Source organism: Anaeromyxobacter oryzisoli, from assembly GCF_022690765.1.
Classification (GTDB): Bacteria; Myxococcota; Myxococcia; order Myxococcales; family Anaeromyxobacteraceae; genus Anaeromyxobacter; species Anaeromyxobacter oryzisoli.
In genome coordinates, this window is sequence record NZ_JALCZA010000007.1 from 124,433 (window position 1) to 138,648 (window position 14,216).

At 71.3% G+C, this 14,216-nt stretch carries 11 protein-coding genes; 6 read left to right on the plus strand and 5 right to left on the minus strand.

The annotated features are described in order from the left end of the window. Nucleotides 1-20: 20 nt before the first annotated feature. Together MNZ27_RS04255 and MNZ27_RS04260 are read right to left on the minus strand one after the other, a co-directional pair. On the minus strand, nt 21-1,307 hold the full coding sequence (locus MNZ27_RS04255) for a peptidylprolyl isomerase (protein ID WP_242392793.1): 1,287 nt from the start codon (nt 1,305-1,307) through the stop codon (nt 21-23). Beyond that, the gene (locus MNZ27_RS04260) at nt 1,304-2,839 is read right to left on the minus strand and encodes a cytochrome c3 family protein (protein ID WP_242392794.1); all 1,536 of its coding nucleotides are present in this window, start codon (nt 2,837-2,839) and stop codon (nt 1,304-1,306) included. The genes MNZ27_RS04255 and MNZ27_RS04260 overlap by 4 nt, the downstream gene beginning before the upstream one ends. Nucleotides 2,840-3,453: 614 nt before the next feature. Between MNZ27_RS04260 and hemA the strand changes: the two genes are divergently transcribed. From hemA to MNZ27_RS04275, 3 genes are all read left to right on the plus strand, one after another. Next, nucleotides 3,454-4,728, plus strand: a complete 1,275-nt coding sequence (gene hemA, locus MNZ27_RS04265; RefSeq protein ID WP_242392795.1) for a glutamyl-tRNA reductase — start codon at nt 3,454-3,456, stop codon at nt 4,726-4,728. Between the two features lie 77 nt (nt 4,729-4,805). Further along, nucleotides 4,806-6,317, plus strand: a complete 1,512-nt coding sequence (locus tag MNZ27_RS04270; RefSeq protein WP_242392796.1) for a HAMP domain-containing sensor histidine kinase — start codon at nt 4,806-4,808, stop codon at nt 6,315-6,317. Further along, nucleotides 6,314-7,693, plus strand: coding sequence for a sigma-54-dependent transcriptional regulator (locus MNZ27_RS04275; RefSeq protein WP_242392797.1), 1,380 nt, complete (start codon nt 6,314-6,316; stop codon nt 7,691-7,693). Before MNZ27_RS04270 ends, MNZ27_RS04275 begins: the two co-directional genes overlap by 4 nt. 270 nt (nt 7,694-7,963) lie before the next feature. Here the strand turns inward: MNZ27_RS04275 and rpoH are convergent, their stop codons facing one another. After that, on the minus strand, nt 7,964-8,887 hold the full coding sequence (rpoH, locus tag MNZ27_RS04280; RefSeq protein WP_242392798.1) for an RNA polymerase sigma factor RpoH: 924 nt from the start codon (nt 8,885-8,887) through the stop codon (nt 7,964-7,966). Between the two features lie 317 nt (nt 8,888-9,204). On the opposite strand from rpoH, the gene MNZ27_RS04285 reads away from it, so the two are divergent. The 3 genes from MNZ27_RS04285 (at nt 9,205) to rplC (ending at nt 11,134) form a co-directional block, all read left to right on the plus strand. Further along, on the plus strand, nt 9,205-9,924 hold the full coding sequence (locus MNZ27_RS04285) for a sensor histidine kinase (RefSeq protein WP_242392799.1): 720 nt from the start codon (nt 9,205-9,207) through the stop codon (nt 9,922-9,924). After that, the gene (locus MNZ27_RS04290; protein WP_242392800.1) at nt 9,921-10,301 is read left to right on the plus strand and encodes a response regulator; all 381 of its coding nucleotides are present in this window, start codon (nt 9,921-9,923) and stop codon (nt 10,299-10,301) included. The genes MNZ27_RS04285 and MNZ27_RS04290 overlap by 4 nt, the downstream gene beginning before the upstream one ends. 122 nt (nt 10,302-10,423) lie before the next feature. Then, entirely contained in the window at nt 10,424-11,134 is a 711-nt protein-coding gene (gene rplC / locus MNZ27_RS04295) for a 50S ribosomal protein L3 (protein ID WP_242392801.1), read from the plus strand. A gap of 299 nt (nt 11,135-11,433) precedes the next feature. Here the strand turns inward: rplC and typA are convergent, their stop codons facing one another. Next, complete coding sequence (typA, locus tag MNZ27_RS04300; RefSeq protein ID WP_242392802.1) at nt 11,434-13,284, minus strand: translational GTPase TypA; 1,851 nt, start codon at nt 13,282-13,284, stop codon at nt 11,434-11,436. 117 nt (nt 13,285-13,401) lie between these two features. Then, a partial coding sequence (locus MNZ27_RS04305; protein ID WP_242392803.1) for a DUF4388 domain-containing protein occupies nt 13,402-14,216 on the minus strand: 815 nt, incomplete at its 5' end.

The window sequence follows — 14,216 nt, forward strand, 5'->3', positions numbered from 1 at the left end:
CGCTCGAGGATGAGGGTCGATCACGCGCGGTGGCTCGACGCTCGCGCGACAGCACCCTTGTCGATGGAGATCGACGCCTTCTTGCGCAGCGCGGCCAGGCGCGCATCGATCGCCGAGGCCTGCTTCTCCGCGGCCGCCCCTGCTGCGGCGTCCGCCAGGACCTCGCGGAACGGCCGCCCATACTGCGCGGCGTTTCGCTTGTAGAACCCCTCGATGTCGCGCTCGCTCGGGGAAGGCGCTGAGGCCCGGATCTTCTCCAGCGCAGCCGTCGCCAGCGCGGCTCGCTCGAACTCGCCGGCCTGCGCGTTCACCTCGGGCGCCTTGTCGAGCCCCCGCTGAACGGCGAGGTCCTCGACGAGCAACGCGTCCACCTGCTGCCACGCGAGCTGAATCTTGACCGCCGCTCCGGCCCCATGGCCGCTGGCGGCGGCGATCGCGCGGGCCTGGCCTTCGATCGCCCGGTAGGCCACGGCTCGTCCGTGGACGCTGGCAATCGGATGATCGAGCTGCTGCGCGGTCGGAGCGCCCTTGCCGAGGCTCTGAAGGAAGGACTCGTCGAGCTTGATCTTTGCGAGCTCGCGCTCTCGCTTCGCGAGCCGCTGTCGGACCGCGGTACGGATCTGCTTGTTCGCGTACTCAAGGAGGGAAGGGCGCCGCGCGGCGTAATCCGCCTTCGTGCCGATTTCCTTCCTGATGGGCCGAGCGATCGCCACGCCGACGGAGAGCCGGACCGGCCCGACGAGCGCGCCGGGCGCGGCTGCGAACAGCGCATCACCGAACGCGGGCTCCAACTGCGCGCGCATGAAGGGCGGAGCGCTCTCCGGCTTCTCGTAGAGCTGCGACGTGACGGCGTTCTTGGCCTCGGACGCGAATGTCGCGCCGGCCTTCACCCGCTTGAGCGCTGCGGCCGCAGCTTCGGGGGTCTCGAACGTGAGCGACTCGAAGCTCACGAAATCCGAGGTCCCATGGAACAGCTCGCGCAGCTTGTCGTCCCCGGGTTGATGGCGGACGACCTCGCCCTCGACGAGGACCTCGGCCGCTGCCCGGCGCTTCTGGTCCTGGACGAGCTGCTTCACGAGCTGCGAGTTCTCCAAGCCGAGTCGCCGCGCCTCGGAAGCGAGGAGCGTCTCGTCGATCAGCGCGTCGAGCACCTGCTCCGCTGCCGGGGGACGGGGCTGACCGCGAGTGGCATCGAGTCTCTTGATCAGCGCGGCGCGCGTGATCGCGAAGTCATCGACTCTCGCGACGACCTCCGCGGGCCCAGCACCGTTCGCCAGGGTCGCGAGGAACAGGGGGAGGAAGATCACTGGCGTGCTCCTTGAAACGTGCTTGTGGTGTCGCCGCCGCCCGAACCAGCGCCGCTCCCGGTACGGACGCCGGGCCCGCCTGCGCCTGCCGCGCCCGGACCGCCGGCACCTCCGGCGCCGAAACCGGCCTCGCCCGAAGGCCCGCCGACGTTTCGCCGCGCCTTCGAGACCACGTTCTTGAGCTCGGGATGCTCGCCGCTCTTGTCGCCGTGGCACGCGGCGCACATCTCCATCGAGTCCTTCCCGACGTAGAAGAGCTTCGGGCTGTTCGAGCCGTGCGGGTTATGGCAGCTCGCGCAGCTGAAGGTGCGACCCTCACGACGCGGATCGTTGAGCTTCCCGCCCACGACGTGGCCGGTGGGGACGAGCGGGCTCACGTGCCTTCCGTCCTTCTGATCCGGGTGGCAGAACCCGCACAGCTCGTTCACCTTCTTCGGGACGAGGCCGCCGTTGTTCGTGCCGTGCGGATCGTGACAGCCGGTGCAGCCGTAGCGTTCGAGGGCGGCGTGCTTCACCTTCCCCTCGTCCACGGGCTTGTGACACCCGTAGCAGACCTTCTTGCCCTCGGCTTTGAGCGCCTTCCGGTTGTCGGTTCCGTGGGCGTCGTGGCACTGGTTGCAGCCCTTCTCGAGCGGCGCGTGCACCACCTTGCGACCGGTGACGTCGTCCTGGTGACAGAGGAAGCAGGTCTCCTGGATCGTCGGCTTGGCGAGGAGCTTGGGCTGGGCGGAAGAGTGGGGATCGTGGCACACCGCGCAGTCGCCCACGATGACGGCGCTGTGCGGGTACTTCGTCTTGTCCTTGCGGTCGTGGCACCCGTAGCAGAGGTCCACGGCGTTCTTCCGGAGCAGCTTCAGGTTGTCGCCGGAGTGGCCACCTTCGTGGCAGGTCGTGCAGTCGCCGCGCTTGAGGGCGACGTGCACGTTCGGCTTGGAGAGATCGATCCGGTACGCCAGGCCGGGGGTGCCCTTGCCGGTGGGCGCCTTGGCATCGTGGCACTTGAGGCAGAACGCGGACCCGCTCGAAGCCTTGATGGCGTTGGGGAGATCGCCGCCGTGGGCGTCGTGGCAGTCGAGGCAGCGACCCTCGGCCACCGGCGCGTGCTTGACCGCCTTCGTGAGGAGCGGCTCGACCTCGTGGCAGTCCAGGCAGATCTTCTCGCGCGGCGAGCTCAGCAGCTTGGGCTCGTTCGAGGAGTGCGCGGTGTGGCAGGAGAGGCAGCTCCCCTGGCGCACCGCGGTGTGGACCGACTTCGACTGGTCCTTCCGATCGTGGCAGCCGTAGCACAGGTCCGGCTCGGTGCGGATGAGCGTCCAGTGCTGCGCCGTCTTGCCCTTGCACTTGCCGGCGGCGCCGGGCTCGGGCCGGTGGCAGTTCCGGCAATCGCCCAGGGTGATCGCGCCATGGACGACCCGCTTGTTGATGAGCTGCGCGTGGCATCCGGAGCACGACTCGCCTTGCGGCGCCGCGCGAGCCGCCGCGGCGGTCGCGGCGGCGCGGCTGGGACCGGCGGGGCGTGCCGGTGCAGTCACACTGGCCGGCGCGGCAGCGGCGGCAGGCGCCGAAGCCGCGGCGGGAACGGGCGCAGCGGGTGCGGTCGCAGAGGCCGCTGTCGCGGCGGTCGCGGGCGCTGCGGCGGCGGGCGCAGCCGCCGCCGCCAGGACGGCGTCGCCCGCCGTCGGGGCACCGCCTTGCTGGGCGCGCCCCACGCCAGGCGTGACGAGCGCGAGGACGAGCGCTCCGAGAACACCAATGCGACACATACGCGCATGCGCGCTGCTGTCGCAGGTCGGACGGCTCTCGATAGATCTCCAGGGCACGGGCTCGTCACTCCCCTTGAGGAAGGCGCGGAAAGGTGTGGGCGGCGTGTGCAATCGTGGTGCCGCGAACCACCCGCTCGGGCTACGACGATTCGTTAGGTGCCCGGCGAGGGAGCGCATGTGCGCCAGGGCTTCCAATCCAGACGTTTGCGGCGGTATGAAGGGAGGGCCTGCTCGGCCGCAGCCGTTTCGTCGCGGTTCCTCGGGCGGGTGAAAAGGCGCAAGCGCTGCGCGATTTCACCCGGTTGTTTCGAGGAATCTGGCGCAGTCGCGCGAGGGCACAGGGCTTGCTGGACCCGGGCCGATTCCGGACAAGGAGGGCTGCTTTGCTCGTCGTTGTCGGGCTCAACCAGAAGGGCGCCACCGTCGCAGATCGTGAGGTCCTCGCTCTGCCGGCCGAGGAGTGGCCGTCCGTGCTCGCAGGGTTCGGGGACCTCGGCGGCGTCGAGGAGGTCGCGGTGGTCTCGACCTGCTACCGCGTCGAGATCTATGCCGCGACCCGCTGTCCGACCGCCGCGACCCTCGCGCTGCGTCAGGCGCTGCACGCGCGCGCGGGCCGGGAGCTCCCGCTGTTCGAGCTGCACGGGGAGGAGGCCTTCCGCCACCTCGTCCGCGTCGCCTCGAGCCTCGAGTCGGCCGTCCTCGGCGAGCCGCAGATCCAGGGCCAGGTGAAGAGCTCGTTCCAGCGCGCCGCCGAGGTCGGGACGGCCGGGAAGGAGCTCGCGTCCGTGCTGTCGAAGGCGCTCGCCGCGGCGAAGCGCGTCCGCACCGAGACGTCGGTCGGGCGCGCGGGGGTCTCGTGGGGCCGCGCGGCGGTGACGCTCGCGGAGAAGGTCCTCGGCCCGCTCGCGGGCCGGCGCGCGCTGGTCATCGGCGCAGGCGAGATGGCGCGCCTCTCGGCCCAGCACCTCCGCGACGAGAAGGCGTCGGTGGTCGTGCTGAACCGCACGCTCGAGAAGGCCGAGGCGCTCGCCGCGGAGGTGGGCGGCTCGGCGCGGACGCTCGACGCGCTCGACGAGGAGCTCGCCGCCGCCGACGTCGTGGTCTCGGCCGCGCCGGTCGCGCTCCCGTCATTCGAGCCCGCGGCGATGGCGAAGCTGCTCCGCGCGCGGCGCCGCCGCCTGGTGCTCGTGGATCTCGCCGTGCCCCGGGCGATCCCGGCCGAGAGCGGCAAGGTCCCGGACGTCTACCTCTGCGACGTGGACGACCTCGACCGGGTGATGAAGGCGGCGCTCGCGGAGCGCGCGGCCGCGGCGGAGGAGGCCGGCGCGATCGTCGAGGAGGAGGTCCGGAAGTACGCCCGCGCCGAGGCCGAGCGGCGCGCGGCCCCGATCATCCAGGAGATCCGTAGCCGCGCCGCCGACATCGCGCGCGAGGAGGTCGAGCGCACGGTCCACCGCCTGGGCGGGGATCCGGAGCTGGCGCGCCGGCTCGACGCGATGGCCGGCTCGATCGTCTCGAAGATCCTCCACGCACCGAGCGCCCGGCTGCGCCAGGCCGCCTGCGAGGGCTGCGACGGCGAGCCGCTGGTCCGCGCCGCGGAGCTCATCTTCGGGCTCACCGGCGCGCCGGAGCGGGTGCGCGGCAACGAGGCGGCTTGATGAAAATGACACGGTCTTCCCGCGCGGGCCAGTCCCTGCGATAATCGATACTTGTGGAAGTGAAAGATAGGCCGCGCATGAACGTCCTGAGGCGCGTCTATCACGAGCTGGACGGGAGCCTGCGCGCACGGATCCTCGTGCCGACGGCGCTCCTGTTCGCGCTGACCCTCGCCGCGATGGTCGCCGCGGCGGTGCACTTCTACGGCTCCGACATGGAGCAGGGCCGGGAGGAGCGCGCCCAGATCTTCGCGCGCATGGTCGCGTCGGGCGTCTCCAACGTGATGCTCGCCGGGCGACCGCAGGATGTCTCGGGGCTCCTCGACGCCCTCGTCGCGCACCGGAGCGACCTCATCTCGGCGAGCCTCATCAACCCGGGCGGCGTGGTCTCGGTGTCCTCGAGCCCCGGCCTCCTCGGCCGGGTGCCCTGGGAAGAGATCCACCGCGTGTCCCGGGCCGAGGTCATGCCGAGCCCGGGCGGCCAGGAGGGGCAGTACGCCGTCCTCCAGCCGCTCGTGAACGGGGAGACCTGCATCCGCTGTCACGACCCGCGCCAGCCGCTGAACGGATGGCTCGACCTGCGCTTCAGCCGCGAGCCGGTCGTCTCGTCGCAGGAGCAGCTCGCGAAGACGATGTCCTTCTCGGCGGCCGCGGCGTTCGTGTGCCTCCTCGGGATCCTGCTCTGGCTGCTCGGGCGCGAGGCGGTCTCCCCGCTCCAGCGGCTCGTCGCCTCCATGAAGCGCGCGGAGGCCGGGGAGCTCACCGTCCGCGCCGACGAGGGGCGACCGGACGAGGTGGGCGTCGCCGCGCGCGGCTTCGAGGCCACGCTCACCGCGCTGCGTCGGAGCCAGGCCGAGCTCGAGGCGTTCTACCGCGAGCGCATGGTGCGCGCCGACCGCTTCGCCGCGGTGGGGGAGGTCGCGACCGGGCTCGCGCACGAGATCAAGAACCCGCTCGCGGGGCTCTCGGGCGCCCTCGAGCTGCTCGCGGAGGATCTCTCCGGGGATCCGCGGCACGGCGAGATCGTCCGCGAGATGCAGCACCAGGTGAGCCGTCTCACGAACACCATGGAGAGCCTGCTCAGCTTCGCCCGACCGCCCAAGGCGAAGCTCCGCTCGACGGACGTGAACGCGTCCATCGAGAAGGTGCTCTTCCTCATCCGGCAGCAGTCCCGCAACGGCGGCATCCAGCTCGGGTCGGCGCTCGCGCCGGACCTGCCGCGGGCCCTGGCCGACCCGTCGCAGCTCGAGCAGGTCTTCCTGAACGTCTGCCTCAACGCGTGTCAGGCCATGAGCGCGCGGGGCGCGGGCGGGACGCTCACCGTCCGTTCCAGGGCGGCCGACGGCGCGGTCGCGGTGGACATCGAGGACTCGGGGCCGGGCATCCCGGCCGACGTCCGGGGCCAGGTGTTCAAGCCTTTCTTCACGACGAAGCGCGAGGGAAACGGTTTGGGGCTGGCGATCAGCGCTCGGATCGTGGCAGAGCACGGCGGCCACATCGGCTACCGGTGCCCGCCCGAGGGCGGCACCGTCTTCACCGTGACCCTGCAGCAGGCGCGCCCCGAGGGGCGCGCCGCGGAGCATGCCGCATGACCGACGCTTCGGCCCGCATCCTCGTGGTCGACGACGAGAAGCTCATCCGCTGGTCCGTCGCCGAGCGCCTCCAGCGCGACGGCTACGAGGTGCTCTCGGCCGAGTCCGGCGAGCAGGCCCTCGAGATGGTCGGGGCGACGCCGCCCGACCTGATGCTCCTCGACGTGCGGCTCCCCGGCATCGACGGCGTGCAGACGCTCCAGCGCGCGCTCGCGATCCACCCGGACGTCGCGGTCCTCATGATGTCCGCGCACTCCACGGTGGACGTGGCGGTCGAGGCGATGAAGCACGGCGCCATCGACTTCCTCGTGAAGCCGTTCCCGTTCCAGCAGCTCGACGCCGCGGTGGAGCGCGCGCTCGCCGGCGCGCGGACGCGGCGCCAGATCGCGACGCTCACGAGCGACAAGCGGGGCGCGAGCGCCCTCGAGGCGATCGTGGGCGGCTCGGCGGCGATGGAGCAGCTCCGGAACATGATCTCGCGCCTCGCCTCGAGCGACACGACCACCGTGCTCATCGAGGGCGAGAGCGGCTCCGGCAAGGAGGTGGTCGCCCGCGCGATCCACTTCCAGAGCGGCCGGGCCGACAAGCCCATCATGCAGGTGAACTGCGCGGCGCTGCCCGAGCAGCTCCTCGAGTCGGAGCTGTTCGGCCACGAGCGCGGCGCGTTCACCGACGCGCACACGCAGAAGCGCGGCCTCTTCGAGTCCGCCGAGGGCGGCTCGGTGATGCTCGACGAGATCGGCGATCTGCCGCCCGGCGGCCAGGCGAAGCTCCTCCGCCTCCTCGAGAACAAGACCTTCCGGCGCGTCGGCGGCGTCCAGGAGCTCCGCACGGACGTCCGCGTCATCGCCGCGACCAACGTGGACCTGGAGGAGCGGGTCTCGGAGGGGCGGTTCCGCTCGGACCTGTTCTTCCGGCTCAACGTGGTCCGGATCGTGGTGCCGCCGCTCCGCGAGCACGTCGAGGACGTCCCGACCCTCGCCGCGCACTTCATCGCCCGGTTCAACCAGGAGATGAGCCGGCAGGTGCGGGGGATCTCCGCGCCGGCCCTGGAGATGCTCAAGGCCTATCACTGGCCGGGGAACGTCCGCGAGCTGCGGAACGTGGTGGAGCGCGCGTTCATCCTGCACGCCGGCGCCGACGAGATTCGCCCCGAGCACCTGACCCCGGAGCTCCGCCGCGCCGGCACGCCGAAGCGGCAGGACAAGCCCGTCCCGCAGGTCACCGAGGACGGGCTCGTGCTCGACGACGTGGAGCGCCGGCTCATCGCCGAGGCGATGGAGCGGGCGAACGGCAACCAGTCGAAGGCGGCCCGGCTCCTCGGCGTCTCCCGCGACACCCTCCGCTACCGGCTGAAGAAGCACGGGATGGCGTAGGGTCCTGAAGAGGAACGGGATGAACGGAGCCGCCGCTCTCACGACGCGGGCGGCCTTCGACTCCGCGGCCGCTACGCTCAGGCCGGGCGGGAAGCCGCTTCCCTCGAACCCGCACCCGCACGCGAACCCGTCATCCGTGCCCCGGGGCCGTCCGGTGCCCGTGATCCGAGCCCGTGATCCGGCGGGGCCCGGGCCAGGGGGACACGGGAAGCGGGTGACGGGGACGAGGAGCCGGGTTCGCGTTCGCGTTCGGGAACGGTTCGCAGCCGCTCACGCGATCGCGCGATCGTCGATCTCCACCGGCACGCCGTCGGTGGGCCACTCGATCTCGGCGGCGAGGAGCTGGAGCTCCTGCTTCAGCTTCTCCTTGGCGCGGATCTCGAGCTGGCGGGCGCGCTCGCGGGAGAACCCGAAGTGCTCGCCGAGCTCCTTCAGCGTGAGCGGGCGGTCGCTCATGACGCGCATCTCGATGATGTACCGCTCGCGCTGGTCGAGGTGGGCGAGGGCCTCGCCGACCTTGCCGTGCACCATCCGCTGCTCCTCGGCGCCGGAGAGCGCGTCGTCCTGCCCGGGGGCGTTCCCGACCACGAAGTCCACGTGGCTGTAGGTGCCGTCGTCCCCCATCGGCGCGTCGAGGGACAGATCGCGCCCCTCCATGCGCTGCTCCATCTCGCGGACCTCGCCGGGCTTCACGCGGAGCTTCTTCGCGACCTTGTTCGCGTCGTGGCCGTCGGAGTCGAGGCCGTGCTCGCTGGACATCTTGTCGAGCTCGCGCTTGGTGCGGGCGAGCGAGAAGAACAGCTTCCGCTGCGCCTGGGTGGTCCCGAGCTTCACCAGCGACCAGGACTTGAGGATGTAGTTCTGGATGTACGCCCGGATCCACCACACGGCGTACGAGATGAGGCGGATGCCCTTGTCCGGGTCGAACTTCTGCACCGCCTTCATGAGGCCGATGTTTCCCTCCTGGATGAGGTCGGCCATCTTGAGCCCGTAGGACCGGTACTCGTACGCCACCTTGACCACGAAGCGCAGGTTCGCGGTGACGAGCCGGTGCGCGGCGCGGGTGTCGAGATCCTTGCGGAACTCACGCGCGAGGCGCTGCTCCTCCTCGACGGTCAGCAGCGGATACCGGTTGATCTCCGAGAGGTAGAGCTCGAGGGAGCTGATCGCCGTCGGGTAGGGCTGCCGGTTCATCTGACCTCCAGGTGGTACTTCGTCGCCGAGTCTCTAGCTTTTAGCAATGGACGTGCCGCCGGGCACCCGAATGGATTGCTGCCTGAATTCGCTTGGTTGGCTGGTGGGCGGCGTGCGGAGGTCTGAGCAGAAGTCTATAATCATTACAGGGTCATGCTGGAAGTCCCCCTCCGCTTGGGATTTTGGCCTGTAAGTCTTTCAAGGTGCCTGGTCAGGGCCCCCAACTCAGGGCCCCAAGTACCCACTTGCGGATGGCCGGCTGCCTCCCCAACGTGAGCGGCTGCACCCGAGCGGACAACGACGGACGGGTAGATCCAATGTCGGGAAAAGAGGGTACAGGGCGGGGTCATCCCGAGGAGCAGGAGCAGCGGGATCACGACGCGCGGAGCGGGTACCTCGGGTTCGTCGCGCACGAGGTCCGGAATCCGCTCTCCACGGCCTTGTGGTCCGCCGAGCTCCTGTCCCGAATGGGGGCGGAGGAGCGCGGTGGACCGCGCGGCGAGAAGCTCACCGCGATGTGCCTGCGCTCCCTCTCGCGGGTGCGCCAGCTCATCGAGGATCACTTCCTCGCCGAGCGGCTCGACGTCGGGGGCATCGTCGTCCGGCCGGAGCCTCTCGGCCTGGCCGAGGTCGTGGAGGAGGCGATCGGACGGCGACCGAGCGACATTGGACCGATCACCGTGGTCGCCGACCCGGGCGTGACGCTGCACGCGGATCGGATGCTGCTCGACCGCGCGCTCGACGGGCTCCTCGCGGCCGCGGGGCGCGAAGGCACGCCCGTGCGGGTGGTGCTCCGGGCGGAGCGCGGGCAGGTGTCACTCTCGATCCAGGGGGGGCCGATCACGCCGGACGCATTCGTGGATCCGCGGAAGGGGTCGCCGAGCGATCTGAAGGGACGCGCGCTGACGCTGCCGGTCGTGCGGCGCGCGGCGCTGGCGTTGGGCGGGAGACTAGCCGTCGAGGGGGAGTCATTCGTGCTGACGCTCCCGCTCGAGCCGGCCTATACTCCGCGCCCCGACGCCAGCGCCCATCCATGAGAAGCTCGCCGCTCGTCCTCGTAGTCGACGACGACCCCGACATCCTCGACGCCATCTGCGACATCCTCGAAGGGGAGAGGTATCGCGTCGCCCGGGCCCGCAACGGGCTCGAGGCGCTCGACCGGGTCGGCGAAGAGCTCCCGGCGGTCATCCTCCTCGACCTGATGATGCCGGTGATGGACGGGCTCGCCTTCGCGACCGCCTTCCGCAAGCAGCCGCTCGCTCGGAGCGTCCCGATCGTCGTGATCTCGGCGGACGGGAACCCGCAGCGCGCCGCGGCGCTCGGCGCCGCCGGGTTCCTGGCGAAGCCCTTCGACATCGACGCACTGCTCTCGCGCGTGTCGGACGTCGCGGGCGCGTCGCCGTCGCCCGCGTGACGAACCGCCCTGGTTCCGCGGTGTTCCCTTGACTTCGGCGGCCGCGACGGGTAGAAGGCCGACCTTCCAACTGCACGTCCTCCGCGGCCCTCTCGACGCGCGGCGGACCAATGCGAGGTGTCATGGCGACCGGACTGTTGGCGAAGAAGGTAGGGATGACGCAGATCTTCACCCCCGAGGGTGACTGCGTGCCCGTGACGGTGCTCGAGGCGGGCCCGTGCACGGTGGTCCGCCGGAAGACGGCGGAGAAGGACGGCTACGACGCCGTCGTGCTCGGCTACGGGCCCGTGGACGAGAAGCACGCGCACCGGCTCAGCAAGGCCGAGGTGGGCGTCTTCAAGAAGGCCGGGACCCCGATCTTCCGCCACGTGAAGGAGATCCGCGTGAAGGACGCCAAGCTCCTCGGCGACCTCAAGGCGGGCGACGTCCTCACGGTGGACAAGGTCTTCAAGCAGAACCAGCGGATCGACGTCGCCGGCATCACGAAGGGCCGCGGCTTCGCCGGCGTCATGAAGCGCTGGAACATGAAGGGCGCGGCGCGCGACAGCTCCACGACGCACGAGCACCACCGGCACATCGGCGCCGTCGGACAGCGCAAGACGCCGGGCAAGGTGTGGAAGGGCCATCACCTCCCCGGCCACTACGGCAACGAGAAGGTCACCGTGCAGAACCTCACGGTGGTCGGCTTCGAGGCCGACAAGAACCTCCTCCTCGTCTCCGGCGCCGTCCCGGGCCACGCGGACGGGCTCCTCTTCGTGAACACGGCGGTCAAGGGCCAGCCGCGGATCAAGAAGAAGCAGGAGGTCCGCGAGCGGGCCAAGCCGAAGGTCTAGCGACCTCGGCAGCACGCTGGGACCACTCGAACGCCGCTCCGGGAGACCGGGGCGGCGTTCGCGCTTTCGGGGCGGGCGAAGGCGCCGGGCCGGCCGACGGCGGCGCCCGGTCGCGGCGGACTCCTCCTGGCGCTGCTCGGTCGCCGTGTGCCCGCGCTCGGTCGTCGTGCGCCCACGCTCGGCGATCGCGGCGTGCGCCTCGCGACGCTGGGCGCGAGCGGGGACCCCGGAGACGGCGACGCCCCGCGCGGCAGGGCCGGGCGGGGCGTCGGAGCCGCTCGGGCGGGCGGGGAGGGCGGCTACGCCTCCGCCGCGGCGTCGCCGCGCTTGCGGTCGCGCTCGAGCTTGTACCGGGCGGTCGCGTCGAGGGCCTTCTTCCGCAGCCGGATGGACAGGGGCGTCACCTCGACGAGCTCGTCCTCGGCGATCCACTCGAGCGCCATCTCGAGGCTCATCTCGCGCGGCGGGGTCAGGATGACGTTCTCGTCCCGGCCGGCGGCGCGGATGTTCGTGAGCTTCTTCTCCTTCGAGATGTTGAAGTCGAGGTCGTTCTCGTGGCTGTGCTCGCCGACGATCATCCCGGCGTAGACCTTGTCGCCGGGCTTCACGAAGAGCGCGCCGCGCTCCTGCGCGTAGAAGCAGGCGTAGGCGATCACCTCGCCGACCCGGTCGGCGACGATGGCCCCGGTCTTCCGCTTCTCGATCCGCCCCTGCCACGGCTCGTAGCCGTCGAACTGCGAGGACATGATCCCCTCGCCGCGGGTGAGGGTGAGGAACTCGCCGCGGAAGCCGATCAGGCCGCGCGCGGGGACGCGGAACTGGAGGCGGGTGCGGCCCGAGCCGATGGGCTGCATGTCCACCATCCGGCCCTTGCGCGTGCCCATGCTCTGGGTGACGCCGCCCACGCCGTCGTTCGGCAGGTCGCACACGAGCAGCTCCATCGGCTCGTGGACCTCGCCGTCGATGGTCCGGAGGATCGGCTCGGGGTTCGAGACGGTCAGCTCGTAGCCCTCGCGGCGCATGTTCTCCACGATCACGGCGAGCTGGAGCTCGCCGCGGCCGACCACCTTGAAGGCGTCGGGGGTCTCGGTGTCCTCGACCCGGATCGACACGTTCCGGAACGCCTCGCGGTAGAGCCGCTCGCGGATGTTCCGGCTCGTGATGTACTTCCCCTCCTTGCCGGCGAAGGGGCCGTCGTTCACCCGGAACACCATCGACATCGTGGGCTCCTCCACGCTGATGCGCGGGAGCGCCACCGGGTTCGCGGGGTCGGCGATGGTGTCGCCGATGCCGATCTCCTCGGCGCCGGCGATGCAGACGATCTCGCCGGGGCCGGCGTCCTTCACCTCGACGCGCTTGAGGCCGTCGTAGCCGTACAGGCGGACCACCTTCGCCGGGACGATCTTGCCCTCCTCGCGCATCACCGCGATGGCCTGGCCCTCCTGGATGACGCCGGACGCGACGCGGCCGATGGCGAGGCGGCCCACGTAGTCGTCGTAGTCCAGGTTGTCCACGAGCATCTGGAGGTGCGTGCCCTCGCTGGCGGGCGGGGGCGGCACGTGCTGCAGGATCGCCTCGAAGAGCGGCTTCAGCGAGTCGGCCTCGAAGGCCCCCTGGACCGTGTGGGCCGCCTTGCCCTCGCGGGCGATCGCGTAGATCACCGGGAAGTCGATCTGGCGCTCGTTGGCGCCGAGGTCGATGTAGAGCGAGTAGACGAGGTCGAGGACCTCCTTCGCCCGCGCGTCCTGGCGGTCCACCTTGTTGATGACGAGCACCGACGGGAGCCCGAGCGCGAGCGCCTTCGAGAGCACGAAGCGCGTCTGCGGGAGCGGCCCCTCCGCGGCGTCCACGAGCAGCAGCACGCCGTCCACGAGCCGGAGGGCGCGCTCGACCTCGCCGCCGAAGTCGGCGTGGCCGGGGGTGTCCACGATGTTGATCTTCACGCCGTCGTAGGTGACGGCCGTGTTCTTCGCGAGGATGGTGATGCCCTTCTCGCGCTCGAGGTCGTTCGAGTCCATCACCCGCTCGACCACCTGCTCGTTGGCGCGGAAGACGCCGGCCTGGCGCAGCATGAAGTCTACGAGGGTGGTCTTGCCGTGGTCGACGTGGGCGACGATCGCCACGTTACGAATCTGCTCGCGAGGTGTCATGGGACTCCGAGTTCCAAAGGGCCGAAACTAATAGCCTTTGGCGGCCTTCGTCGCAAGGGGGGCTGCGCGAATGCCGCTGGCGGCCGGCCGCGAAGGGGTGAGGACCGGCCGCGCCGGCTACAGGAAGCCCATGCGCCGCGTCGAGGCGAGCACCCGCTCGACCGCGTCGAGCACCCGCATCACCCGGCACGCGTGCAGGAACGCCAGCGTGTCTCGCTCCGGCCGGTCCGAGAGGCGCACGAGGTCGGCCACGCTCTTCGTCCCGTCGGCGAGCGTCAGGAGGTGCGCGTCGGCGGGGCGGAGGCGGAGCGCGTAGAGCTCGAAGGCGGGATCGGGCGGCGGCGCGAGGTGCACCTCCGCCGGGAGCTCGGCCCGGAGCCGCGGCAGCGTCGCGGTCCGGAGGACGCCCTCGAGGACCAGATCCGCCATCGCGAGCTTCACCGGCACGAGGGCCGCGGGCGGGCGCCCGAGCTGGAAGGCGTAGGTGCCCTGGCGCCACTCGAACGCGGACCAGGCGACGGCCCGGATCTGCCCCGTCACGAGCTCGGCCCGGCGCTCCGGCCCGAGGAGCCCGGCGCGCCCGAGCAGGTCGGCGGTGCGGGCCGCCGGCGCCGAGCGGCGCAGCGCCTCGAGCCGCTCGGCGCTCAGCACGCCGCGGCGCACGCAGAGCGCGGCCAGCCGCTCGCCGGCCACGTTCGACGCGGCGTAGACGGGCGCGCCGCGCTCGACGACGAGGATCTTCTTCACCGGCCCCCGCGTCAGCGTGAGGGCGCCCGTCGCCTGGCCGACGTGCAGCGCCACCAGGAGCCGCGGGACGGTGGCCGCGCCGAGCTCGCCGCGCGGCGGGGGCGGGGAGGGGCGCTCCACGGCGGGCCCGCGCGGCACGTCGGGCAGGGGCGCCGCGAGGCCGTCCCGCGGCGCGGGGGCGGCCG